The organism is Tenacibaculum halocynthiae (assembly GCF_964512825.1).
Taxonomy (GTDB): Bacteria; Bacteroidota; Bacteroidia; order Flavobacteriales; family Flavobacteriaceae; genus Polaribacter; species Polaribacter halocynthiae.
In genome coordinates, this window is record NZ_CAZELG010000033.1 from 220,123 (window position 1) to 243,033 (window position 22,911).

The following is a 22,911-nucleotide window of genomic DNA, read 5'->3' on the forward strand; positions in this document are numbered from 1 at the left end:
ATAACTATTGTTTTCACGTTAAAACTCCACCTCACCATCATTTAAAACTAGCTCTTGATGATCATTTTCAAGAGCTTCATTTTCATTTACAATAACCCCGTTATAAATATTATACTTCAATTCATTTAAAGCTTGGTTTTGATAACGGTTTTTATCAGCATACACAAAGTTGTGTTTGTAATCATCAAATTTTTCTGTAAATAATACAATATCTGCATCATATTGAGACTTTGTACCTCCTCTCATTTTACCATCAGATGTTTGCTGAAATATTACAATAAAGAGTTTACCATCATACTTTTTACGCAAATCTTTATCTACTTCAAACCCTTTTTCTAGTTCCTGCATTTTAGCAAAACTATCAATGATAATTACATCATTGTTTCGTATTACCTGGTCTAAATCTGAACTACTTCCAATTTCAGGGTTTTCAATATTATTTAGTGCTACATTGTTTATGTAATCGTTTACTTTATTCCAGTATAAAGTACTTTCAGGGTGCTCTTCAATACTAGCATGCCCAACCTTGTAATTTTGTGCAAAGGCATTCATAAAGCGAAAAGCACATCTAGTCTTCATGGATCCTTGTCCACCAGTAAGGGTAATTACCACACTCTCTTTTTCTTTCCTTTCTATCTTCCCTAAAAAACTAGCAATTGCTGTATCTGAAATCGTGTAGTATTCTTGAACCTTGTTTTTGCGTTCTTCTCGTTTACTGGCCAAAGAACTTCTTCGGGTTGGACCAGGAATAATTTCTTTTACTGCAGGTATTGTTTCAATTACGGTTTCTATTTCTTCACATGGTATTTCCGTTTTTTCTTCTACAACAATATTTTGAATAGCAACCGCTGGAGTATTTAATGAAGGAGCTGTTTCTTTCTTTTGTGGCTTTTGGTAATTATAGAGCTTACTTTTTTTACTAATGTATAAATCTAGTCCCTGGTTAATCCATTTTTTATATAAGCTTGAAGTACCATTGATACTGGTAATTTTAGTAAGCTTTAATTCTTTAGAGATATGTATTGCAACTAGTAAAGATTTTTTACTCGTTTCTTTAATCTCAGTTAATACAACATAGCCTGAAGTTTTACCTTTAAAAATAGCCAGTGGATTATTCATAGAATCTGGTAGATCTATTAAATGGTTCCAGCTTATGGTATTCTTAGAAGTTTCTTTTATGATTGTACGTAAAGTCTTCCCATCAAAAGAGATAATAAAGTTCTCAATGTGTTTTTTTAGGATCCCATTTGGAGTTCCTAAAATAAAAATAGTGTCATTGGTATAGCCTTTTTTTGAAGCTTCCAACAGCTGCTTATTAAATGCGATAGTTTCCGATTTTTTAGAAATACCATTTAACGCCAGGACTAATTGTTTGGGCTTCTCTTTTGGTTTTGGTTTTGGTTTTTGAGTTGTAACCTCCTTTTTTAATTCTTCATAAAACTTTGGTTCTCCTTCACTATTTACTTGTAATAGATAGTCAACTGCTTTTTGCGCTTTGGTTGCGCTTCGCATAAGTAACGTATTGTCTTTTTGCATTAAAGAGATGGCCAATAACCAGTTTTTAATATACTTTTCATGATCGCCATGGGTATGCCATAAAATACCAGCCTGCGCCGATAGAAAAACAGATCCGAATTCTGCAATTAATTCTTCTTTTGCATACTTCACTGATCCAAACTTATGTCCTAGTTCTCGATCTAATCTATTGATGTGCCCTGTTGAATGAATTAGTTCATGGAATAGTACACGGTAATAATCATTCGCAGAATCAAAAGATTCAAATTTAGGCATGTACACTGCATCTTCATTGGAAGTATAATAAGCACTATTTCCCTGGTGTTTGATACTTATTTTTGGCGTAGGTAAGTTTTTAATGATTAGTTCCGCTAGTGTGTTCTTTGTATCATCGTGTCTTGCTTTACTAGGTTGTACATATCCAAGCTTTGCTTTTTCTAATGCTGATAAATTCTTTAATCCAAAATCAATACCTTCAATATCTACTGCATTAAAAACCTTGTAGTATTTCAAAATAGGAATCACCTTAACTAGTAAATCAAATTGGTTTGCATTGTAGCCTTTTGATTTTAAAAAAGTGATCATCTTTTGTTTTTTATAAGTAGAGAAACTTTGCTTTTTATCCTGGTTACTAAAGGTGAATAGTCGAGTGAAATAAATAACTTCTAACCCCCTACTTTTAGGTTTTACTTTTCCTTTTAACTCTTGAACTTGTTTGAAGGTTAGAAAATAAGGACTCTTAAACCCTGCATAGGGATTCCCATTTTTTAGCAGTAGAATATTAACGCCTCGGTATGCTTTTTTAGTAGAATAGTTATGAGGGATTAAATACCCTCCAGAGGCAAGAAAGCTTTCATCCCAAGGCATTGAAGGATTTCCTTTAGCTTTCTCCACTCCTTTGATCACCTTTTCAGTGATCATCTTATAAACCTGTTCTGGAGTAACAGGTTTTCCAAGTCCTGTAGCAAGCTCTGAATCATCCGCTTCTATATAATCAAGTCCTGCCAAAAACTCCATTGGCACGAGCTCCTTTTTAACAGCCGTTCGTTTCTTTTTTATAGGTACCTGGTTCTTTGTCTTTTTTACAAAAATTCGAAATAGTTCAACACTTGGATTGTCCTTTAGTATTTTAGAAATTCTTGAAACAACGCTTCTGTTATTTTCTTTTCTAGCCTGTTCTAACAAAGAAATTAAATAGGTTCTTTCAACTTCTTTGTTGTGTAGTTCTTCAAACTTTTTCGTTGTTATCATTAATCATTCGAATTTTTATAGATAAAGTAACCTGCAATTGCTATTCCCAGTACACCTAGCACAATCGCTACATTCTTTTTTTTTTAACCTCAATACCAAACTTTCTTCCTAAAGCCACTACTCTACCTGTCCAACTCTTACCGAAATATTGAAAATCTGATAAGCGTTTGTAATAGGCCAATCGTTCCTGGGCAATTCTTTCAAAGAGCTTTGTTTCATTTACAGAATTTATTGCCTCAATGCTTTTAAAACCAATAGCGCCATCAACTGTCAAACTCTTACCAAAATATCTGTTTAAGACTCTTTGAACTATTTTAGCCGTTACTCTAGGGTTTGCGTTTATGGCGTGATCTGCAATTACTTCAGCTACGGCCTGACTTTCTATTTCGTCAGCTCGTACCTTGTCCCAAAATTCATTTTTAAAAAGTACATGAGCTTCTAGCTTGGTAATACTCCTCATATCTTGTTCAGTGGGAGGTTGACCTATTACCTTTTCATAAAACCTTGCTGAAATACCATGATTAGTACCTACTAATTGTTTTAATGAGTTATAGTTTCCTTTATCTTTCTCTAATTTTTGATACTCTCCTTCGGCCTGGTCTAAAGAGGCTTTAAAATATTCATAGCGTGCCATTTCTTTTTAAAATTTTATGGTTTTTGTAAATCCTAGCCCTGTGATATCAAGTTCAAAAGCTAACTTCTTGGCGATTGCTTCTTTGTTATTCTTTTTAAGCTCACTTAATAATAATTGGGCTCCAGTTATGATTGGGATTTTAATATGGGCTGGTGGTAAGTCAAAAGATCCACCACTAGGAAGATCTATTTTGTGGGTATTCAAATTAGAAAAAGCAAGTAGCTTTCCACTTGACTTTTCATACACTCGGATCACTTTTGCTTTTATAAACCCTGTGTTGATCGTTAAATCTTCACTGGTTGGGTTGATCAATTGAATGCCAATATCTACTCCTATTTCTTTAAAAGAAAGACGAAGGTTTTTTACACTTGATATTTTAAACTGTAGCTTATCAATAACCTTTTCTATTTGTGCTTTCTTTTTTATGGTAAAAGAAGTTAAGGACACCAAAGCTATTCCAGCGCCTACAAACAAAAGTGTACGACTCTTCATCTTATATCACTTTTAGTTTTGATAAAAGATAAACGCCCACGATACAAATTATAAATACTAGCCAGCTCCAAAAAGGAATACGGTACCGTATTTTTAGCACCTCTTTTTCTTTAACTATTACCTTGGTTTGTATCTTAACAATTGTATCTTGTTTTTTTATCAGGACATCTGCTGTCTTTCCGATTTTGCTCCTAATCTCAAAGCCCTTCGCTTTTTTATTATACTCAATATTATAACTATTAGCACCACTTCTTTTATAGGTTTTAAAATTGGCAAAAAGGGTAGCCAGTAAACTATCTACTTTTTTATCTCCAGCTGACACCGGTAAAAACACCAGGTCATTAATAGACTGGTTCACCGTTTTAATATTTTCGCTTTTATGAACGACTTTAAGCGTGTCTTTTTCAACTTTAGCAGTTTTTACTAACTCTCTCTTAACTGAACCACATCCAATAATCATTAAAAAGACAAGGACTGTATACATGTTTTTTTTAAGCATTTTCAAATGATTTAAGTTTTTGCTCATATTTAGAGAGCATTTTATCTTGTCCCTCAATTATGTTTCGCAGTTTTTTATTTATCTCCTTGACCTTGGTTAAATGACTTTCTATAAATGCAAAACGATCTTCATAATCTTTCTTTAAGTTTTCCAACATCTCTGTTTTCATCTCAAACTCCATTTCATAGGTTTCAAGCTTCTTTTTATAGGCTAGAAACTCTACTTCTTTAGCAGTTGTTTTGCGTGTTTTCCAACCCAAAAAGAAAATGACAATAGCACCTATCGTATTTACAATAGCCTGCCAGTTCTCTTTAACAAAAACAGCCATTAACTTGTTTTCTTTACTGGTTTCTTTTTGTCATCTGCCGTTGCATAGGCAATTCCAAACACTGCCAATAAACCCAAACCTATAAGAGCATTGTTTGTTTTCTTCTTAGGGCTTGAAGTAATTTCAACACCTTCTAACTCCTCAGAGTTTTCATGTAGAGTTGTTCTCGCTTTTAAATTGATTGCTTTAATCAAAATAGTCTTGTAACCGATATGCGTTATTTTTAACTCATCTTCTGGTTCTGCAAGAATGGAAAAAGCTCCGTTTGGATTTAAAGTACCAGCTTCGCCATTAGTTGTGTTTTGAACATGTACCGTTTGTGCTGGAAAATGTTCTCCTGTTACACTATCGATTATTTGTGAGCTTGCAATTCTTCTTCTTTTTGTCATTGGTGCTTTTTTTATTGCGTATTTAATAGTTTGACTATTTAAGGAGCATCCACATTGCTTTTCTGTTCTGCTTAAATTTGTATCAAACTCCTCTGTACTGGTACTTACTTTTGTAGGACATGCCATGCCTGCGAGTCCGTAGATTGGTAAATTGGTTTCTTTTTTCATCAGTTTTATTTTTTAATACCCCTTTCTTAGAATGGGATATTTGCTGTTTTAAATCGTCCTTCTATCTTTCTATACAAACTTCCATTTAACCAACCAGGTACTTCTTCTTTTAACCAGTAGGTTAAATCATAAGCTCTCGATAATTTTTTACCTGTATAAGAAGTTGGTGTTCCTCCCATTGCTCGTTTTCTAAAACCAAATGCTTTATGAACTAATCGCAGGTCATCCCCTGTTTTGATAGTATCAAACACCTGGTTAATTTTTCCTTTATCTGAAGAAGGACTTCCAAAAAGAATCGTATAGTTAAAAGCATCTAATAACGATTTTGCCAATACTTCAGCCTGGGCTTTTGTAATGGTTACATTTTTAGGATCAACAACTAGCTCCGTTTTTATAGTATCTACTTCTGGATTCTCTAAAATATCTCCTACAGCCTCCGCTCCTTTGTAGATTCCTCTATAGATTTTATACCCGAAATAGCCTACTATAATAGCCCCACCGAGATACAATAACTGCTTTTGATTCTTCTCTATAAAAGCACCGGTTTCTTTGACTGCTTTTTTTGCGTTTTCTTTAGTAGCAACTTTCCCAACTCTTTTCGACACACTGCTTTTCCTTTTCATAGCAAATCAATTATTTCAAGAATCCTTTCACTGCTCCGTATTTTAATGGGCATGAAAAGTAGGCCAATGCCTTAGGTTCTTGCGCTAGTTCAGCCAATCGTATTAGTACCTTATCTGGTAAGGTTTCTAGCTTTTTTATTGCTTCTTTTTTATTCTGAATCTTCATGATTTTCTTTCTTTTCTATTAATGCTAGTACGCTATCTACAAAGTTTTTATTCCAATTAGACAGTAAATAATTAAACAGGCCTATCTGCTGATCGGTGATGCTTTCTGATTGTATTTTTTCAAGAAAGCCTTGTTTTGTAGGAGATAGTGTTAGGTTTGGATTTCCTAATTGAGCTGGCACTTGGTTTTTAGATTGTACCACCTCTAGTACTTTAGGAATAATACCACCTAAGGCTTCCATTGTTTTATCAAACGCAGGACTTTCATGCCATCCTTTAACATCCATCTTCACACGCTCAATTCGTAATTCTTCACGATCCTTGGAAGTGGCTAATTGAATTTCTAAAGAGTTGTTCTTTTCTCGTAAGCCTCTATTATCAGAGCGTAGGTTTTTTAAATCTTCCTCTAAATCACTAAGTCTCTTTTTATAATCATTTACCCGATCTGCATCTACCATCTTATTCATAAACTCAGGGGCTCCTAAAAAGTTCATCCCTCCTTGTGGTACCATTTGAGGTGTGGGTGTGCTATAATGATTCATAGTAGGTGATTTAGATTCCATGTTTTCTGCTGTTAAATTCTCCGTTAGTTGTGCTACCGTATGATAGGTGGTTTTGTTATCCCTGGTGTACATTTTAAGTAAGGTAAATTGTACATTTTCTTTAAATCCTTTTACTGGTAGTTCTTCCAAAAAAGCAGGTAGTGTAGCGTATTTCTGTTCAATATCATTCTTGGTAAAAGCAAAACGACGAGTTCCTGATTTTTTAGCCAGCTTTATGCCATTACACGCTACTTTTATAGCATGCACTGCATTAGAACTGGTACCATTTAAATGCGCTTTTAATACCTCTACTAGCTTTTGATTATTGAACATATAAATACCTTACGATTGCTTGTTTTTGGGATTGACTGGGTTTTAAATTGGTCTGTTCTTGGAATTCGAACTTTAAGATTCCGTTTGTGATCGGGATAGTACTTTCAAGAACAAAACAAGAATGATCAGCTCTTATAATTTGACCGGATCCATCTTTTAAAACAAGTGGAACACTCTCTACTGGCACAAACACTTCTAACCGGTACACTCCACAACCTTTATTTACTTTTGAAATATTGATCTCAAAGTTCTTGCTATATGGAACAGCCACGTAGAATGCTTTTTTACTTACACTCACAATCTTCTTGTTCTATTAAAAAAATAAACTCTCCACATACAGGCATCTTTCCAAGGGTATGCCAATCGATACGAATCGTTTCGTCATTGGATAAGAAGTCTATTTTTTTGAAGCCTTCAATATAGCCTCCTGCTTTATGGTGGTAATCTCTAATATCCGTTTCTCTAGTAATCTCTATTCCTTTTGAGTCAGTAATACTGATATCGGTATTCGACCACATAAAAGGCAATGCAACACTACTTGGAGTACTAGGAGGACCTGAAGGGGCTCCACCTGAAAATGGATATTCATTAAAATAGACTCCTGTACATCTTCCTGCTGGCAGAGAATCTATGACATGATTTTTAAGATAAGGTTTGAAGGGATCTCCACCCGTAACAACAATATCTTCTGGTGTTAACAGAACCTCATTTATCTTAGTTCTATGGTATATTTTTTTCATGGTAAAAAGATTAGAAAACCATGCACAAACTTTATTTTTTGTGCATAGTTTTTAAATTAATACTGGCTCTAATTATCTTTTGATATAGGTCTCAAAACCTCTAAAGATGGTAGATACATGAATCGATTTACCAGCATCTAAAGTAGGAGGAGTAACATCATCTGGAAACTCAATTTCTAATTCTACTGCATGCTTATCTAAGATCAACGAGTAGGCTCCTAAATCTCTGTAGTTTCCATCGAATCCTTCTGCTCCATTTAAAATAGAAGTAATTGGTAACTTAATTAAAACTTCATCATTTTGCTTCAACGTTAAGTTTGCATAGTTAAAGGCTGGAGGTAATACGTTTTTAGTGAAGTCTACTGAATGAGATGGCTTATTTTTATCGCCGATAGCAATATGAATCGCCACTCCATCAATAACAGCTATTCTACCATCTTCTAATTTGTTCCCATCAAAATTAGTCGTCCCCGTTAAACGTACTGAAGATCCTTTTAGTAAAGCAACTTTCCCACCTCCTACAGTAATTTCTTTATTTGCATACAATTCTGTAGGCATTAATTTCATAGATCCAATATTCCAATCGTATCTCTTTTTTGATTTCTTATTGTTTAAGAATCCTTGAACTCTTAAAAACTCTTCCTTGTTTGATAATAAATTTACCATCTCTCTTTTTTTAATTTTTAAATGATTATTGTTTTTGTTACTTATGCTGAGAACTCCTCTACTGGTTCAAAAGAGATATCCTCTACATACTGATCTGGTATAAAATCATAGCCTGATAAAAATTGCTGATTCCCTAAGTGTATTGGGTTGTCCCAATCTCCTGAGGGACTTCCTAAAGCAGTTTTAAAGAGCCCGCCTTCTTTTACATTTTCTCCTAAGGCTTCTTTTATCCAGTAGCCTGCCTGAGTAACCACCGTACCTAAAGCCATATCTTTTACCACCGATTTCCCTAAAGACTTTCTATCTAGTACTGAGGCTCCTAAAAGTCCTACTAACACTAATGAGCCTCGTTTTAAATGGTTGTTTTTAATTGGCAATTTTTCTGCAATAACTCTAGAGGCCATTCCTCCGGTTGTCATTGAAAATGAACTTAACAACGTGTTTTTTAATTCTTGTTTTGTCATGATTTTTACTTTTTCTTTTTGTTTGTTATCATATATACAATGGTTCCTAATGCAAGGGTTCCAACACCAATACCTACATATAAAAGGGTTTTGTCTTTTTTCTCTTTAGGGGTATTGTTATTCACCATTTGTGCCTGCATCATGGTCATTAAAGAGTTCACCGTGGTTTGTTGCGCTTTTGCTTGTTCCTCTAATTTTGAGATAAGCATAGGCGTAATATTTTCCTTTTGACCTCCTGATCCTTGGACATATACATTCTTACCATTTTTAGCGGCCTCTATCTGTGCCCAGGTAGCGCCTCCTTTTAAGAGTGTTCCTAATAATCCGTTTAGCGTGATGTTTGAAAAAAAGCCTCCTCCACTACTGGAACTACTAGAGTCACTGGAACTACCTGAACTACTACTTGAACCACCTCCAAAATCAAAGTCGGGGATATCAATAGAAATTCCTGTGCCTCCATTAAATCCTGTATCTCCTCCTCCAAAGCTTGGGGTTCCAATATCAAAGCCTCCAAGCCCCGAATCTTCGCCCATCATCATATATGTTTTTAAAATGCTCATATCAATCTTTCTTTTTTAAGCAACAACTGCCTTGGTTCTTTTTGTTTTCTTATTATTCTTCACATAGACAATTGCCCCTACAACGGCTATTACTCCTATAATTAGAGGTGCATTTTCTGTTACTTTCCCTACAATACTTGCCTTTTTTGCTTTTGATTTCTCCTGTGTAGTAGTAGCTAAGTTTTGTTGCTGGTTATCTCGTTTGGCTTTGTAAACTTCAATCTTGACTTTAATCGTTTTTATTTCTTGTTTGATTAAAGCTAGCTTTTGCTGGTTCTCCTTGATAAGCACAGAAGCTTCTTTGATACCTTCAGTTTGTTGCTTTTCTAACAGTTCAAAGGCCCCTTTGATTTCTCCTAAGGCTTTTTCTGCTACACTTAATGATTCTTCTGCTTTTTTTCGACGACTAACCGCGCCATTACACCAAGCTCCGAGTCCTAATGCTAAAGAGATCTCTCGTTCTTGTTCTAAATTTCTTCGCTCTTCTTTTAACTCACGATCTAATCTTCGTACTTCTTCTTTCTGACTTTCCCACTCCGCTTGCTGTGGACCAATTTTTAAGGCATCCATCTTGCGTTTCCACTCCGCTTGTTGTCCCCAGGTTCCTCTTGACTTTCTAACTAAATCATCTGCTATTTTATTAGAGGGACAAAAACCGTCAAACCATCCCGATAATCCTGTTTGTGGACTTACTGTATCAAATTCTTCATATCTCATAACTTATTCTTTTTCAATCTATATGTATTGCAAACAAAAAAGCTACTACAGAGATTCCTACCCCTAATTGTATTTTGTCTTTTTTGCGTTTTTTTGCTAGCCTATTTTCTTCTACTACTTTTCCAAAACGTTCTTTATAATCTCTTAAAGCAAGTTCATTGGCTGTTTTTATACTCTGAGCTTCTTCTTTTAAAAAAGTCGTGTACTTATTATCATAGTTTAGCCAAATCTTATACATCGCTAACTGTATAGGCTGTTCTTTGAAGTATAGAAACTCTCCTCCTAAATGTATTTTTTCACGGAGCTCTTTTACTTTAGCCAGTAGTGGGGTAATTTCTTTTTTATAGGCTACTTCCCTTCCATCTGAGTAGGTAACTCGTAAATGATTGAGGTTTTTTAATATCCATTTCTCTGGATTGGCTTCAAACGGAAAAATTGGGGCGATGCCATACTCATTTCCATTTTCTCTAATAACAATATATCGGTACTCTCCTAGTATTGGATTGGTGTTGTTCTCTACAACAAAGTAAAATGTACGTTCGCTTACACTTGCCTGTTTTACAAACTCCTCTACTTTATAGTTTGGATATTGTTTTTTAAATTCTAAAAAGAAATTATTAAAGACCGTTTTTAGTCTCTGTGAAAACTTTAAGGCTTTCGCTAGTGATTCTCCATCACAATGTTCATAGGTAGAAAAAGCAGCTTCATTTCTTAAATGGTAGATTCCTAAATCTATTTCTTTAAATACTTCATTAAATAAATGCTGGGTTCGAGCTCGGTTTCTAAAAACAATAGCCTCGCCTAACTGATCTACTTTCTTCTGTAGTTTTCCGCGTAAATCTCGATCTAATTTTAAAGCTACTACTGCTGGATCATACACAGATCCGCCACAAGATTCCATTTCAGTAATCAGCTCTTTAATTCCGTAATTGATTAAAGGTTTTAACGTATCGATTGCCTTATTAATTACCTGTGCCCAAACTCCTAATCCCCCTGGTGCTTCAGCTGAAACAAATACATCGTCTTTTTTATAAAAAACAACTTCTTTGGTGGTACCTAAAGTTCCATCAATAGTATAATATCCACCTTTTAAAGAATTGGTTTTTTGATTTTTGGGAACTACAACATATACATGACTATAACCCTCACCTTCATTTTGCGCTACTCTTCTAAAATAATGTGAGATTCCACGATTAAGTAGAATCGTACTTGCCAGTATGCTATAACTTTTACAGTCAATTCCTTCTTCTCTTGTAGCCCAAGCACAGGCAGGACTTCGTAACTGCTGATCAAATCCATCTATTTTATATTGAAAATGATGGTACAAAAATGAATGTACTTCATTACATAATACAGGAAGCGAAAAGCTTTTAAAGATTGTTGACGTAAGCTTTTGAGTATGGCTTTGGTATTCTTTTGCCCAAAAAACCATATTATCAATCGCCTTTTTGGTGTCTCCTGTAGTTAATAACTGACTATCACAAGTACTTAAAGGCATTAAGTTTTCATACTCAACGCCTTTTTTTAGACTTCTATTCAAGATCGTATTTATTGTTGCTGGATTCACCTTTAGTAGTGCTTTGGACTGCAATAATAAATCAAGAAATCATACACCAATAAAGTTACACGAAGCTTGCTAACTTTAACTAAATCTATAGTAAGTTACTATAAGTTAACCCACCTTTTAGTAAGGTATCTATTAAATTAAATCATATAATTTAAAAAATGCGCGTACCTCTGAGGGCCTCAATAACTTTTTATATCTAGCCACTTCTAAAGGAATACCTCTTTGTTTTGAAATTATCTCATTAATAGTTACCCTAGCCTCATTTATTGGTATAAATGTGTGCTTTCCTATTAATTTCTTTTTGCTTGTTATAGCCTCCATAAAATATTTGAAATAGGGTGTTTAATTTAATAGGGAATTAGGCTCTTTGCCATGAAAAAAGCTCATAGGTATGCGTTATTGCGTTATTTGCGTCGTAATGATATGCTTTTAATGGGTGCGGTACATTTGTAGTATTTCCTGACATTAAAATATGAGATATTTTAGTGGGATCTGTAGACAGGTAATAATATGAAAGGGTTACGCGTATAAAAAAGGCCGTAAACTGACAGTAGTATTCTATTCTTTGAAGTTTTCCGTTTGCATCTTTTAGCTCCCCTCCTCCATCACTGTCTTTTAACTGAACAAAATTTAAAAGCTTTTCATAGGTGTTTGCATCGTTGAATACTTTCCAATAGGGATCACTCTCTTTTGGATCGGTAACTTTTGGTGTGCTTTCTACTTTTCCGCTTATCGTAATAGTATCCTTAACTTTTAATAAGACATCTGATACACTACCTCTAAATTTAGTATCGTTTATATGGGTAATTCTACTGGCTAAAACAGAGATTCCTTCTTTGTCACTTTTGTAATTAAGTGTGTCGTTTATTAAAATTGCATTTTCATTTCTTGGATGCCTGTGAATAAAGGCAAATGGTAAAATACTTTGTACTCCTATCTCATCTGAAATTACAATGTTACCGTTGGTTTCTTGTGCTATTTTCATCTTTTTTTGTTTTACTAATTATTTACTTAAATTTTTGGCATAAAAAAACACCTTAAAAAGGTGTTTGTGGTAAGCTTAACTCCATAACATACTAGTAAAAAAACTCTTTAACTATATTTCTATTTCATATTTATCATCAAAGAAATTAAAACTACTATTAAACCATTTGTTTAAATATTTACTAGTTGAAGTGTTATCTATAAATTCATCAATAAGTTTTCGTTGACTCTTTTTATTTAATTTCTCCCAAAATAATGGTGAAAAAAAAGTGTTTTCACAATTTGCTATTATTAAAGAAGTAATTGCTCTTTCTAGTTTTAGATCATTTAAGTTTTCTAATTCATTTAAAAGCTTTGATGATTTTTTTTCTAAAGGAAATATTCCAATTATAGCCGTTGTATGTTTTATATCAGGAAGTAATGTTATTATAGGGTTTTCATAAGGAATATTTGCATCCTCGTGGTTATTCATTGGACTTCCTTTGTAAGTTACTTTAGGGCTCATTTGAGAAGAAACAGCAAATGGGTATAAACCCTCTTTTTGATAAACAAGATATTCTAATTTAGAATAAGTTTTAGACTCCAAAATATCATCAAGAATTTGCTTTTTAGAATTCAGCTCTTCTAAAGCAATTTTGCAATCATGTTCCATTTTTGACCTCATAAATTGGCTGAATCCACTTTTCGAATTAAATTCAGACTTCTCGAATTCTTCGCTCCAAAGATTTAATTCTTCTTTTTTCTTATGATATGAATGTGCAAAAGATCTGTATGTATGCAAGAACAAGTGTTTCTCTTTGTCTATATCAGTTTCAAAGTTTTCAATATCAGAAAATAAAGATGAATCATGGAAATCACAAAATCCATAAAAAGTAGAAGCAACTTTTTTTCCAAGTGGAACTAAAGTTTCAATTACTGATTTTTCACTAGATTTAAAATTTGTAAATGTATAAACTGATAAATTTCCATTAACCTCAGATTCAATTAATGATATTTTTCCATTTCTTTGAATACTGTGTGCTTGTTTAATTTTCCCATTACATTCTTGATGATTGGAGTGAAAGCACTCTTTTATTTTACCGAGTTTTTTAAATTTCGGGATTTTTCTATTAAATTTTTCTATGTCCAAAGTAATTGTAGTTAACAATCGAGTATATGTAACATTACAAATATTCCAATTATTTTTATTACAAATTTAATTGATTTCTCATCAATTAAAAATTTACTTACCACAATTATGTCAAAGAACTTTTCCGTTTTTTAGGTATCGAATAACCTACAGTTATTTATTTCTCTTTACTTTTTATTATTTCACATCTACATAGTTTACCACTCATCGACACTAATTTTCCTTTCATCAAATACTCAAATTATTTACTTTAATCTTAAAGTATATTTACTGTATAGTTTAAAATTTGATTTTTCATTTTTAGTAAATAGTTTGGTTAGTTAGAAGAAAAGAGGTATTCCACGGGGGGCTACTTCTTTTCTTTTTTACTATTCTATAAATAATGATTGCTTATGATTAATTCTTTGATGAATAGACAACCCTAAATAATAATTTTCTTCAAATGGGAAGATGTACCACAAAACAGAATCTTCTATATAATGATCATCTTTTATTAATTTTATTCTTAGCTCATTTTGCTCATTGTACCTCATAATTATGTATCATTTAAACCCTATCCGAGTATTTAGTATTTTGAAACAGTTTTGTGAACTTTGTTTTTACAATCAGAACAATACAATGCTGTTTTCTCATAAATATCAAAAGCATCAATTACAATCAATGATGTATTTTTATGTTTACACCTTTTGAAGAATCTGCTTATATTTATTAATTTGATCATTATATATGTTTAGTAAATCGTTTCTGCTTTCTACCTTTTGAACAACCTTTAATAAAGATTGTTTTTGCTTTATTAATCGGTTAATTTTTCGCTTTAATCTATTTCGTTGACTCATTATTCTTTTTGTAAAAAACCGTGTATAATTCATCTATTTTCTTGTACACTTCTTTTTCATTATACTTTTTGGTTCCAATAATTTCATCACCATTTTTACTCACAACTATTTTTAATATTGATCCATCACTCATTAGAGGATGAGGGAATATTTTAACCCCATTATTCCAACACCAACGCATAGCATTAAAATTCAACTCCATCTGTATCAATATTAGAAATTGCGTTTTCTTGCGTTTTTTGCGTTTCTTCAAAATCACGACGTATGTAAAAGCATTCTTTCTTAGTTCTCTTTTGAGTACCAGGAATACTTACATTTACCATTATTCTACCTTGTGAGTTTCTATATTCTTTCGGGTTAAATACATATCCGTTAAGCTTACAGTACTTATCCATTGCCTTTTTAAATTTCCCAATACCTAAAGCAGATTTATTACCTACACTTTCTTTATAAGCATCATATAATTCTTGTTTTCTTATGTTCTTATTAAAACTATCTTCTTCAGAGAAATAATCTTCAGCCCACTCTATGCAATTATCTCCTATTTGCGCTTTTAAATTGTTTCTAGTAATATTATCCATAGGGGCTTTAAACTCATTATGAATATTTGATAAATACAGTTGACAGCATTGGATTAAGAAATTGTAAAAGTTGTTCCATTTATCAGAATTCCAATCTTGAAAAAGTGAGTACCCAAAATCATCAGAAACTTTTCGTTCTTGCTTAAATTTATCGGTTAAAGAATGGTAGTAATCACCAAAAGAAACAAAAAATAAACGCCTTAAATCAGAACCTCTATTTTTATTTAAGCCATAATTAAAAGTACCTACAAACTTTGGAGCATCTTTATAAGATATTGTAAACCCTTGTCTGTTCTTAGGGTTCACATCAATTTCACCAGTTACTTTATTGTAGAAAAAATCAAAGCCTAAACTTTTTGCTCCATCTTCAATAGAAATTAAATCATGTTCCGATTGTAAACCTCCTAATAAGTGATTGTCTTTATCTAATGATTTGTTTTTTCCATCTATAGTAAAAATGTTAGATACTTCTTTTAGACCTCTAACCATTAAACTTTTTCCAGTTCCTCCATTAGCATCATCATCACTAATTTTCACTGTATCATCCATTATATAAATGAACTTTGCAAAATCTTCACGTTTGTATTTATGTAAGAGATAGCCAATAGCAAAGCATTTATTTAAAAAATGCTTCTCCTGTGTTATTTGCTCTTCTTCGGTTAAACTGCTACCGTTAAGTGTAAATGGATTTGCTTTTCTATAGTTCTCCTGGTCCTCTTTAGTATTAAAAGCTTCTTCTATTTCTTTGCGCCAAAAAACACGGCTTCCATTAATTAAATACGCCATGTAATCACATGAAGTGTTAAGTATCTTTACTCTATCATTTCCGTTTGCATCTTTATAGTATTCAAAAAATGAATCCTTTTTAGTAAAATTGTTTTGAACTATTTTATGAGACCATACATGATTGTTATTTGCGTTTTGCGTTGAAAACGCAATTGTATTAGCAGATACATTTACAATACCATTGTTAAAATAAAAGAGCTGTGATTTTTCAGTATAACTAGAAAAATCTAACGCAATTCTATCAATAGTTTTTAATTCATTGGGAGTAAAAGAGCGAGATCTTTTTATTAGGTTTATTTTTTCTAAATCAACACCTTTTTCTTTTATATAGTCAATACAAAATGATCTAATTTCTGAAGCTTCTGGAACCGATACTTTATAGCCATCTAACTTTACTAAATACGAAGTATCTTCATTTGTTTTTTCTTGAAAAGATATGTTTGACTTGTATGAATAATAATTATTTGTATTTAAAAAATAATGAAAATTCGCGAGATTAATTTTTGGTCTATTCTGATCATTCTTATCAAAGAAGTTACACTTTAAAGCTACTTTTAATAAGTTTTTAAATTGCCTTACAATAGCCTCTTTATCTGCCTTAGAATAGTATTTTAACCAATCTCTGAAATCTTTTCCTTTTTCTCCTAATTTTGAAACTGGCAACCATATAGTTTTTAAGTTCCAGTATTTATTAGATAATTTATGTGCATACTTTTTACCAGCTGAATCAACATCAGGTAAATTGTAAAAGTTTTTGCATAGTTTATTTATACGTTGGTATTGGTTATAGCTTAATTGCGCTCCTTCACTATTTAACCATATTGGATAAAATTCGTTAGATAAAGAAGCCACATTTAAACCATCTGAACCTCCTGAGCATATAATTATATTTTTAACCTGTAGCTCTTCAAGTTCTTTTTGTAAAGCCTCACGTTCAGTCTTGTTTTCTGCTTTATAAAGAAGCTCATGTAATTTTATTATTTGATCTTCTTCTACTTCATTTAATATACGATCTAATCCAAGTATATATTCATCATCTTTACTACCTAAATACCCGTGTTTAAAATTAACCGTTTTACCTTCTTTGTTTTGCTTTTTATACTCTAATGGCTTGTATGTTTTAGCCCATTTTTCAATATCATTTGAATAACAAAATATAGGATAGTTTTCTGTTGACTTAACTGTCATTAACTTGCCTTCTTTTGTTGTTACTTTCTGGTAATAATCAATTTCAAAAACGTTATATAATGAAGCTATTTCAGGAGTAACAAAACGACCAAAACTACTTGTATTTTTAAGCTCTTTGGTTACAATTTTAAAATAGTTTTTAGGTAGGTTTTCTTTATTTTCTTTGAAGTCAGTATTTGCAGAATAAACAACTTCATTAGCTGCAGTATTAAATTCAGAATACAATCTTTTTATAGCATCATAAAAAGGCAAGCCTGTTATTTTCATTACTAAGCTTATTGGATCATAACTTTCCCCACCAAAGTCTTTTACCACCCAATTATTGCCAGTATTAAATAAAACAGAACTTGCGCTTTTCTCCTCCCGTATTAAACTTGACTTAAATTTATGTTTTGTAGATACTTCGCAACCTTCACTTTCTGGAATGTATTTATGAATAATTTCTAAACCTCCATTTGTAGCCTTATATAAATCTACCTTATTAAACCTATAATTGTTCATATAAATATTGATTTACAAGCTAAAAAGCTGTTGGTTACTATTATTTGATATTTTGCCCTTTTTTACCATCATAACGTATGTTTTATGAATTTTTAAGTAATTCAAAAAACGCAATTGCGTTTTTTGCGTTTTATAATTAATGGCAGAAAAGAAAATGTTTTAGTTTATTCACAATATGAAAAAGGAAACTATCAAAGTTTAACTTTCATTTTCTGCCAATATGTATATGAACTTTATAAAAAAAAAGCAATCCAACGTATAAATAAAAAGGGCTTAATACTTACTACTAATTGGATTGCTAGGAATGAAAAACTAACCTCTACTAACTATATTTTTTGCACTCTATTTAAGCCCTACAATGCAATATTTTCTAACTTTATTTAGCTATATTTGTTTGTTGTTACAACACAAAATACGCAATAATATTTCATATACGCAATATTATTTCGTGTTATTTAATATTTTTTTTGGATGAGACTTAAAGAATTAAGAAAAAACAAGGGTGAAACACAGTCTGAATTAGCTGACATATTAAAGGTTAGTCTAAGAACAATACAGAATTATGAAAAGGGAAGTGTAACAATACCAAATGAGAAGTTAAAACAAATATCATTACATTATAATGTAACATTTTCAGATATATTTATTGAAAACAATGATAATTTTGACCTAAAACAAATTGATAGAAGATTAATTTCTAGTTTTATTACTAAGAACTGGGATTATATGATTGAGGACGATTTATTTAATGCAAATTTCAAAGCCAAGGCTGGAGAATGGGCTATATCAATAAAAAAAAATCAGAATTAATTATAAAGTATATTTAGAATATATACATTCAACTTGAAGAATAGACAAACCTTTAAAATGCTCTTTCAATTCTTCTTCATTCTTTTCAGCTTCTTTCTCTAATTCTTTTTTCAATGTTACTTTCACATCATCAGAAAAAAGACTTGAACTTTTTATCTTTTCTATGTAATTTTCTTTACTCATTGTCTAAAGCATTTTTTGCCAATTCTAACCTTTTCTCTTTAAATTCTTCTTTCTTATCTTGTTTAATAAACTCTCGCTCTTCAATTTCTATAAACATAAATGAAAATAGATTCTTAATAGTGTTTTGAAGCCTACCAACATCTGTAAAACGATATAGAGACATGAAATAAACAGAAAAAGAAATTAAAATTCCAGTTAGTATTGAAACTAAATAATAACTAAACTTAGATAAATCTTGGAAAGGTTGAAAAATCCAAAAAAGATAAAAACAAGCTATGATAATTAATGTAGAATGCAGCATTATGCTACCAAAATCTCTACTTCTAGCCAAAAAACTTCTCAAAAGATTAAATAAAGAATAAATGAAAACTCCTAAAACCCAACCAAATTCAGCTAAAAATTGTTGCAAATTGGTAAATCCAAAAACCCTATCATTTTCTTTAACTTTTAAAAGTTCTTTCCAGGCTTTATCTGTTGCAATTTTTTCTTTTAGATAATTATCATACTCAACAGAACCTTTACCATATTCTTTTAACGCTTTTAAAGCAATTGTTCTAGCTTTTTTCTTTTCTAAATGATTTTGTTTGGCAAACTTATAAGACTCGGTAACATCTGGTGAATATTCAAAAGCAAAAAAAGCGGTAGAACAAATTACCGCTATTATATATGGTATTATTTGTCTAGCCTTCCTCGTTATCGTCATCTCCTCCTTGTCCACCACCATTTGGGTTGACTGTTGTTTCTTTGTCGATGAGTTGGGTATTATTTCTTTCATTTTCTAATTCTTCTAAGGAATTATCTGTACAACTATTAAAAGATAATGCTCCTAAAACTAATGCAATTGCAAATACAACTTTTTTCATTTTACTTTTAAATTTAAATTATAAAGTAAAATTACTACCTAAATTTTAAAAGTCAGAAGACACCGTTTTAAGTTGTACTATTTTTTTAAACAATTTTTAAGCTACAGCAATATAATATAGCCTAACAAATTTAATGTTTTTTAGTCAAAATACATCTTATTTTAAGCAAACATAACCATATTTTTAGTAAAATAAACTAAGGGTTTTTCCTGTATAAAAACTAATGGTAAACCCTTAAGTTCATAAGGGTTTACCATTAGTTTTAAAATAGGGGTTTTTCCTTAGAACTTCTATTTTAGAACATATAATTTGTTCTTTTAAAAAAGTGTTCTCATTTCTGTACTCATGCATAAGAATTGAAAATATTGATGTTTATGAATAATTATTCAAGGTGAGAACAAAAAGTACAAAAATTAAAAAAACACAAAAAAAATGAAATCATTCAAACTACAAATTTTAATAATTGCATTAATTTTATCTCCTTGCCTATTATTTAGCCAAGATTTCTCTTCAGATTATATCGCATTAGCTGTTCCTGAACATTGGTATGGCAAAATATATCATGTAAATCCAATCACTAAAACAGTAAGTGTACAAAAGGTAGATACTTTACGTCACGATAAAACACTTTTAGATTCTTTTAATAATCTAGTTTCTAACGTAACTATTTATAATGTAAAAGGAGAAGGTGAGCTAAGTATTGTTGGTGCTGGAGTCTCTGTTAAAGGAGAAAACTACCAGGTTATCTATGATTTTTCACAAACTCAGACTGTAAAAAATAATGGAGGACAAAATTATAGTTCATTTTTGGTTGGAGTTAGCGTTAGAATGGTAGCTAAATTTCAAGCTTTAAAAGGAAAAATAAATTTATCAAGTCCATTTAGTCTTTCAGCAAATATTGAGAAAATAAAAGGTTCTTTAGAAGTACGTGTAAGTGGAATTGGTTCAAAAAAAATCAATGATATAATACCAACTACTTCTGATCTATCTCCATCATCTATAGCAACAGCACTTCAAGCAGTAGCAACAATAAAATCACATATTTATGATAATGAAACGATAATTACTCCTCAACTTTTAGCTTATAGTAAAGTTAATAAAGAAATCAGTAAAGAACTTGAAAAAGAAAACTCAAATAAACCAATAAGAGGAAAAAATTAAGAGGATATCGGTCATATATTATATGATTTTTAAAGACCACAATTTTGTTCTCATAAGAAATGTACTCAATATTGTTCTCTAAATTGTACTCTTTGTTTTTATACTATTAATATTACATTTATTCTTATTATAAGTAAATGAGTACATTGAGAATAAAATAAATAAAAACATTATCTTTGAGATGTAAACTTATATTATTATGTAATAAAATATAAAGTTTAAATAAATGAGGAAATCAAGGTTATTATTAAACACTACCCCAACATTTCCCCATTAAAAAAACTAAAACACTAACTAACAAGGAATTAACAAGTTGAAAATAATCCTGTCGAGGTCACAACAAAACCCTTAACTAACTAATAGTTAAGGGTTTTTAATTTTCACAAGTTATATTTTTCACACACCCAGCTTATAACAATACTGAAAAACTAATAAAATCAGTTAATAACTCTCCTTAGTAAACCATCAGTAGTTTACATCAATAACTACCTCTCACTAGTCTCCTTATTACTCAATATTTGTTTTCTTTACATTAAAAAATTGTTCTTATTTTTTTAACCTAACAAAATCATTAATAGCACTCTACATTTTGTATATTTATCGAAAATTGAAAACAAAATATCCTAAAAAAACAACATGAAATTATTTAAACTCCCTACTTTAATTATCGTATTAAACTTATTACCCAACTTATTATTCAGTCAAAATTTCACCTCAGATTACATTGCATTAGCTGTACCCGAGCATTGGTATGGTAAAATATACCATGTAGACCCAAGTACTAAAACAATAAGTCTACAACAAGTAGATAGTTTACGTCACGACTATTCTCTTTTAGATTCTTTTACTAACCTTGTTTCGAATGTAACAGTATATAGTGTAAAAGGAGAAGGTGAGCTAACCATTGTTGGTGCTGGTGTTTCTGTAAAAGGTGAAAACTACCAAGTTATCTATGATTTTTCACAAACTCAAACAGTAAAAAATAATGGAGAAAATTACCATTCTTTTTTGGTTGGGGTTAGCGTTAGAATGGTTGCTAAATTTAAAGCTTTAAAAGGAAAAGTAAACCTATCTAGTCCATTTGGTTTAGTAGCAAATATTGAAAAGATAAAAGGATCTTTAGAAGTACGTGTTAGTGGAATTGGCTCTAAAAAAATTAATGATTTAATTCCTACAACTTCTGATTTATCACCTTCATCAATTGCAACAGCATTACAGGCAGTAGCAACCATAAAATCTCATATTTATGACGATGAAACAATTATTACTCCACAACTTTTAGCCTACAGTAAAGTAAAACAGGAAATTAGCAATGAGCTAAACAGTAATCAATTTAATAAAAATAAAGACAACAAAAACGAAGTTAACAGCAAGTAATCTTTAACATACAAAGCTAACTAACAAACTCATTGATTTATTATAAGTTGAGGAGTTTTATATTCCCAAAAAGAAATTTTAATGATTCTTTATATATTTACCTAAAGTTCCTTTTATCCGGAACTATAACCCAATAAACGAGAACTTTGTTCTCTATATAACACGTTACCCAACATTAAAAAAAATGCGAACTGAAATTAAATATTTAGAACTGAAAAGTGGATTTTCCGGAAATGGTCCAGCATGGATTGGACTTGTTTCATTCTCAAAAAGCGGAAAGACAATTTATTTTGATGGTAAAGCATTTCAGAGAATGGGAAGTGTAAGAATTCAAGGAAATTTTATGGACATAGAATCTGGAAATGAATATTGGATTTCTGGAGTTAAAAAGGATTTATCTGACCGACATAAATTTGGTGGAGGAAAAGTATTTGTGGAAAAACGAATTTTGAGTGAGTATTTGAAAATTATTGACAAAACGGAATTGCCAAAAACCGACTTCGAATTGACTGAAGTTGATATTGAAATTCCAATTGGTCGAATTAATGAAATAGAAAACGAAAAATACGAAACGTCCGAATTTGGGGTAAATTTACATTTTAAAGAGCCTAATGAATTAAGTAATGCTGAAATTGAATATGTAATTGCGGAATTACTTAAAGAAGAAAAAAATGCGAGATTTAATAAAGGTCGGAGATTTACGAAAAAGAAAAGGCTTGAATTTGAGTCTGAATTAGAAAAACGTGGAATAAAAAACGTTGGGTAACAAAGAACTGTGGTAAAAAACAACTAATTTTTGTTTAATTTTTAACCAAAGTATTTCTGTAAGTCTCATCGTATATTAATCCTGATTTTGCAA

Annotated in this window: 28 protein-coding genes; 4 read left to right on the plus strand and 24 right to left on the minus strand. The window is 31.3% G+C overall.

The window, feature by feature from the left end:
* Positions 1 to 18: 18 nt before the first annotated feature.
* The 21 genes from ACKTTQ_RS13475 to ACKTTQ_RS13575 all read right to left on the minus strand — a co-directional run bounded on the left by ACKTTQ_RS13475 (position 19) and on the right by ACKTTQ_RS13575 (position 17,658).
* Positions 19 to 2,766, minus strand: a complete 2,748-nt coding sequence (locus tag ACKTTQ_RS13475; protein WP_408049488.1) for a zincin-like metallopeptidase domain-containing protein — start codon at positions 2,764 to 2,766, stop codon at positions 19 to 21.
* A gap of 67 nt (positions 2,767 to 2,833) precedes the next feature.
* Positions 2,834 to 3,400, minus strand: a complete 567-nt coding sequence (locus ACKTTQ_RS13480) for a glycoside hydrolase family 108 protein (RefSeq protein WP_408049489.1) — start codon at positions 3,398 to 3,400, stop codon at positions 2,834 to 2,836.
* A 6-nt stretch (positions 3,401 to 3,406) separates the two neighbouring features.
* Positions 3,407 to 3,892 (minus strand): hypothetical protein, encoded by a 486-nt coding sequence (locus tag ACKTTQ_RS13485; protein ID WP_408049490.1) that lies wholly within the window; start codon positions 3,890 to 3,892, stop codon positions 3,407 to 3,409.
* 1 nt (position 3,893) lies between these two features.
* Complete coding sequence (locus ACKTTQ_RS13490; RefSeq protein ID WP_408049491.1) at positions 3,894 to 4,418, minus strand: hypothetical protein; 525 nt, start codon at positions 4,416 to 4,418, stop codon at positions 3,894 to 3,896.
* Positions 4,384 to 4,719 (minus strand): hypothetical protein, encoded by a 336-nt coding sequence (locus ACKTTQ_RS13495; RefSeq protein ID WP_408049492.1) that lies wholly within the window; start codon positions 4,717 to 4,719, stop codon positions 4,384 to 4,386. Before ACKTTQ_RS13495 ends, ACKTTQ_RS13490 begins: the two co-directional genes overlap by 35 nt.
* Positions 4,719 to 5,276 carry a hypothetical protein gene (locus tag ACKTTQ_RS13500; protein WP_408049493.1) on the minus strand — a complete coding sequence of 186 codons (558 nt, stop codon included), beginning with the start codon at positions 5,274 to 5,276 and terminating at the stop codon, positions 4,719 to 4,721. The genes ACKTTQ_RS13495 and ACKTTQ_RS13500 overlap by 1 nt, the downstream gene beginning before the upstream one ends.
* Positions 5,277 to 5,302: 26 nt before the next feature.
* A complete protein-coding gene (locus ACKTTQ_RS13505) occupies positions 5,303 to 5,899 on the minus strand; it encodes a hypothetical protein (protein ID WP_408049494.1) in 597 nt (198 codons plus the stop codon).
* 10 nt (positions 5,900 to 5,909) lie between these two features.
* The gene (locus ACKTTQ_RS13510; protein WP_408049495.1) at positions 5,910 to 6,065 is read right to left on the minus strand and encodes a hypothetical protein; all 156 of its coding nucleotides are present in this window, start codon (positions 6,063 to 6,065) and stop codon (positions 5,910 to 5,912) included.
* Positions 6,049 to 6,939, minus strand: coding sequence for a hypothetical protein (locus ACKTTQ_RS13515; protein WP_408049496.1), 891 nt, complete (start codon positions 6,937 to 6,939; stop codon positions 6,049 to 6,051). Before ACKTTQ_RS13515 ends, ACKTTQ_RS13510 begins: the two co-directional genes overlap by 17 nt.
* 284 nt (positions 6,940 to 7,223) lie before the next feature.
* Positions 7,224 to 7,679 carry a hypothetical protein gene (locus ACKTTQ_RS13520; RefSeq protein WP_408049497.1) on the minus strand — a complete coding sequence of 152 codons (456 nt, stop codon included), beginning with the start codon at positions 7,677 to 7,679 and terminating at the stop codon, positions 7,224 to 7,226.
* Positions 7,680 to 7,751: 72 nt separating this feature from the next.
* Positions 7,752 to 8,345 carry a hypothetical protein gene (locus ACKTTQ_RS13525; RefSeq protein WP_408049498.1) on the minus strand — a complete coding sequence of 198 codons (594 nt, stop codon included), beginning with the start codon at positions 8,343 to 8,345 and terminating at the stop codon, positions 7,752 to 7,754.
* A gap of 41 nt (positions 8,346 to 8,386) precedes the next feature.
* Positions 8,387 to 8,809, minus strand: a complete 423-nt coding sequence (locus ACKTTQ_RS13530) for a hypothetical protein (RefSeq protein WP_408049499.1) — start codon at positions 8,807 to 8,809, stop codon at positions 8,387 to 8,389.
* 5 nt (positions 8,810 to 8,814) lie between these two features.
* Positions 8,815 to 9,348, minus strand: coding sequence for a hypothetical protein (locus ACKTTQ_RS13535; protein ID WP_408049500.1), 534 nt, complete (start codon positions 9,346 to 9,348; stop codon positions 8,815 to 8,817).
* Between the two features lie 36 nt (positions 9,349 to 9,384).
* Entirely contained in the window at positions 9,385 to 10,086 is a 702-nt protein-coding gene (locus tag ACKTTQ_RS13540; protein WP_408049501.1) for a hypothetical protein, read from the minus strand.
* Between the two features lie 13 nt (positions 10,087 to 10,099).
* The gene (locus tag ACKTTQ_RS13545) at positions 10,100 to 11,626 is read right to left on the minus strand and encodes a hypothetical protein (RefSeq protein WP_408049502.1); all 1,527 of its coding nucleotides are present in this window, start codon (positions 11,624 to 11,626) and stop codon (positions 10,100 to 10,102) included.
* A gap of 159 nt (positions 11,627 to 11,785) precedes the next feature.
* Entirely contained in the window at positions 11,786 to 11,974 is a 189-nt protein-coding gene (locus ACKTTQ_RS13550) for a hypothetical protein (protein ID WP_408049503.1), read from the minus strand.
* A 37-nt stretch (positions 11,975 to 12,011) separates the two neighbouring features.
* Positions 12,012 to 12,638 (minus strand): hypothetical protein, encoded by a 627-nt coding sequence (locus ACKTTQ_RS13555; RefSeq protein WP_408049504.1) that lies wholly within the window; start codon positions 12,636 to 12,638, stop codon positions 12,012 to 12,014.
* 111 nt (positions 12,639 to 12,749) lie between these two features.
* Positions 12,750 to 13,766 carry a hypothetical protein gene (locus ACKTTQ_RS13560; protein ID WP_408049505.1) on the minus strand — a complete coding sequence of 339 codons (1,017 nt, stop codon included), beginning with the start codon at positions 13,764 to 13,766 and terminating at the stop codon, positions 12,750 to 12,752.
* 368 nt (positions 13,767 to 14,134) lie between these two features.
* Entirely contained in the window at positions 14,135 to 14,299 is a 165-nt protein-coding gene (locus tag ACKTTQ_RS13565) for a hypothetical protein (protein ID WP_408049506.1), read from the minus strand.
* 286 nt (positions 14,300 to 14,585) lie between these two features.
* Positions 14,586 to 14,804, minus strand: a complete 219-nt coding sequence (locus tag ACKTTQ_RS13570; RefSeq protein WP_408049507.1) for a hypothetical protein — start codon at positions 14,802 to 14,804, stop codon at positions 14,586 to 14,588.
* Positions 14,788 to 17,658, minus strand: a complete 2,871-nt coding sequence (locus ACKTTQ_RS13575) for a hypothetical protein (RefSeq protein WP_408049508.1) — start codon at positions 17,656 to 17,658, stop codon at positions 14,788 to 14,790. The genes ACKTTQ_RS13570 and ACKTTQ_RS13575 overlap by 17 nt, the downstream gene beginning before the upstream one ends.
* Positions 17,659 to 18,129: 471 nt before the next feature.
* On the opposite strand from ACKTTQ_RS13575, the gene ACKTTQ_RS13580 reads away from it, so the two are divergent.
* Positions 18,130 to 18,468, plus strand: coding sequence for a helix-turn-helix domain-containing protein (locus tag ACKTTQ_RS13580; RefSeq protein ID WP_408049509.1), 339 nt, complete (start codon positions 18,130 to 18,132; stop codon positions 18,466 to 18,468).
* Here ACKTTQ_RS13580 and ACKTTQ_RS13585 read toward each other — a convergent pair whose 3' ends face one another.
* From ACKTTQ_RS13585 to ACKTTQ_RS13595, 3 genes are read right to left on the minus strand one after another with little or no spacing between them, the layout of a single operon-like run.
* Positions 18,469 to 18,651, minus strand: coding sequence for a hypothetical protein (locus ACKTTQ_RS13585; protein WP_408049510.1), 183 nt, complete (start codon positions 18,649 to 18,651; stop codon positions 18,469 to 18,471). It abuts the gene before it with no gap.
* A complete protein-coding gene (locus ACKTTQ_RS13590; protein WP_408049511.1) occupies positions 18,644 to 19,375 on the minus strand; it encodes a hypothetical protein in 732 nt (243 codons plus the stop codon). The genes ACKTTQ_RS13585 and ACKTTQ_RS13590 overlap by 8 nt, the downstream gene beginning before the upstream one ends.
* A complete protein-coding gene (locus ACKTTQ_RS13595) occupies positions 19,332 to 19,514 on the minus strand; it encodes a hypothetical protein (protein WP_408049512.1) in 183 nt (60 codons plus the stop codon). Before ACKTTQ_RS13595 ends, ACKTTQ_RS13590 begins: the two co-directional genes overlap by 44 nt.
* Positions 19,515 to 19,946: 432 nt before the next feature.
* Between ACKTTQ_RS13595 and ACKTTQ_RS13600 the strand changes: the two genes are divergently transcribed.
* The 3 genes from ACKTTQ_RS13600 to ACKTTQ_RS13610 all read left to right on the plus strand — a co-directional run bounded on the left by ACKTTQ_RS13600 (position 19,947) and on the right by ACKTTQ_RS13610 (position 22,818).
* Positions 19,947 to 20,675: a hypothetical protein gene (locus ACKTTQ_RS13600; protein WP_408049513.1), complete on the plus strand. Its 729-nt coding sequence runs from the start codon at positions 19,947 to 19,949 to the stop codon at positions 20,673 to 20,675.
* A gap of 636 nt (positions 20,676 to 21,311) precedes the next feature.
* Entirely contained in the window at positions 21,312 to 22,052 is a 741-nt protein-coding gene (locus ACKTTQ_RS13605) for a hypothetical protein (protein ID WP_113785516.1), read from the plus strand.
* 184 nt (positions 22,053 to 22,236) lie between these two features.
* Positions 22,237 to 22,818: a hypothetical protein gene (locus ACKTTQ_RS13610; RefSeq protein WP_147239400.1), complete on the plus strand. Its 582-nt coding sequence runs from the start codon at positions 22,237 to 22,239 to the stop codon at positions 22,816 to 22,818.
* Positions 22,819 to 22,911: the final 93 nt, after the last annotated feature.

Coding starts and splice junctions, on each gene's coding strand:
- ACKTTQ_RS13475 (WP_408049488.1), bottom strand. CDS start 2,766: ATGATAACAACGAAAAAGTTTGAAGAACTACACAACAAAGAAGTTGAA.
- ACKTTQ_RS13480 (WP_408049489.1), bottom strand. CDS start 3,400: ATGGCACGCTATGAATATTTTAAAGCCTCTTTAGACCAGGCCGAAGGA.
- ACKTTQ_RS13485 (WP_408049490.1), bottom strand. CDS start 3,892: ATGAAGAGTCGTACACTTTTGTTTGTAGGCGCTGGAATAGCTTTGGTG.
- ACKTTQ_RS13490 (WP_408049491.1), bottom strand. CDS start 4,418: ATGAGCAAAAACTTAAATCATTTGAAAATGCTTAAAAAAAACATGTAT.
- ACKTTQ_RS13495 (WP_408049492.1), bottom strand. CDS start 4,719: ATGGCTGTTTTTGTTAAAGAGAACTGGCAGGCTATTGTAAATACGATA.
- ACKTTQ_RS13500 (WP_408049493.1), bottom strand. CDS start 5,276: ATGAAAAAAGAAACCAATTTACCAATCTACGGACTCGCAGGCATGGCA.
- ACKTTQ_RS13505 (WP_408049494.1), bottom strand. CDS start 5,899: ATGAAAAGGAAAAGCAGTGTGTCGAAAAGAGTTGGGAAAGTTGCTACT.
- ACKTTQ_RS13510 (WP_408049495.1), bottom strand. CDS start 6,065: ATGAAGATTCAGAATAAAAAAGAAGCAATAAAAAAGCTAGAAACCTTA.
- ACKTTQ_RS13515 (WP_408049496.1), bottom strand. CDS start 6,939: ATGTTCAATAATCAAAAGCTAGTAGAGGTATTAAAAGCGCATTTAAAT.
- ACKTTQ_RS13520 (WP_408049497.1), bottom strand. CDS start 7,679: ATGAAAAAAATATACCATAGAACTAAGATAAATGAGGTTCTGTTAACA.
- ACKTTQ_RS13525 (WP_408049498.1), bottom strand. CDS start 8,345: ATGGTAAATTTATTATCAAACAAGGAAGAGTTTTTAAGAGTTCAAGGA.
- ACKTTQ_RS13530 (WP_408049499.1), bottom strand. CDS start 8,809: ATGACAAAACAAGAATTAAAAAACACGTTGTTAAGTTCATTTTCAATG.
- ACKTTQ_RS13535 (WP_408049500.1), bottom strand. CDS start 9,348: ATGATGATGGGCGAAGATTCGGGGCTTGGAGGCTTTGATATTGGAACC.
- ACKTTQ_RS13540 (WP_408049501.1), bottom strand. CDS start 10,086: ATGAGATATGAAGAATTTGATACAGTAAGTCCACAAACAGGATTATCG.
- ACKTTQ_RS13550 (WP_408049503.1), bottom strand. CDS start 11,974: ATGGAGGCTATAACAAGCAAAAAGAAATTAATAGGAAAGCACACATTT.
- ACKTTQ_RS13555 (WP_408049504.1), bottom strand. CDS start 12,638: ATGAAAATAGCACAAGAAACCAACGGTAACATTGTAATTTCAGATGAG.
- ACKTTQ_RS13565 (WP_408049506.1), bottom strand. CDS start 14,299: ATGAGGTACAATGAGCAAAATGAGCTAAGAATAAAATTAATAAAAGAT.
- ACKTTQ_RS13570 (WP_408049507.1), bottom strand. CDS start 14,804: ATGGAGTTGAATTTTAATGCTATGCGTTGGTGTTGGAATAATGGGGTT.
- ACKTTQ_RS13575 (WP_408049508.1), bottom strand. CDS start 17,658: ATGAACAATTATAGGTTTAATAAGGTAGATTTATATAAGGCTACAAAT.
- ACKTTQ_RS13580 (WP_408049509.1), top strand. CDS start 18,130: ATGAGACTTAAAGAATTAAGAAAAAACAAGGGTGAAACACAGTCTGAA.
- ACKTTQ_RS13585 (WP_408049510.1), bottom strand. CDS start 18,651: ATGAGTAAAGAAAATTACATAGAAAAGATAAAAAGTTCAAGTCTTTTT.
- ACKTTQ_RS13590 (WP_408049511.1), bottom strand. CDS start 19,375: ATGGTGGTGGACAAGGAGGAGATGACGATAACGAGGAAGGCTAGACAA.
- ACKTTQ_RS13595 (WP_408049512.1), bottom strand. CDS start 19,514: ATGAAAAAAGTTGTATTTGCAATTGCATTAGTTTTAGGAGCATTATCT.
- ACKTTQ_RS13600 (WP_408049513.1), top strand. CDS start 19,947: ATGAAATCATTCAAACTACAAATTTTAATAATTGCATTAATTTTATCT.
- ACKTTQ_RS13605 (WP_113785516.1), top strand. CDS start 21,312: ATGAAATTATTTAAACTCCCTACTTTAATTATCGTATTAAACTTATTA.
- ACKTTQ_RS13610 (WP_147239400.1), top strand. CDS start 22,237: ATGCGAACTGAAATTAAATATTTAGAACTGAAAAGTGGATTTTCCGGA.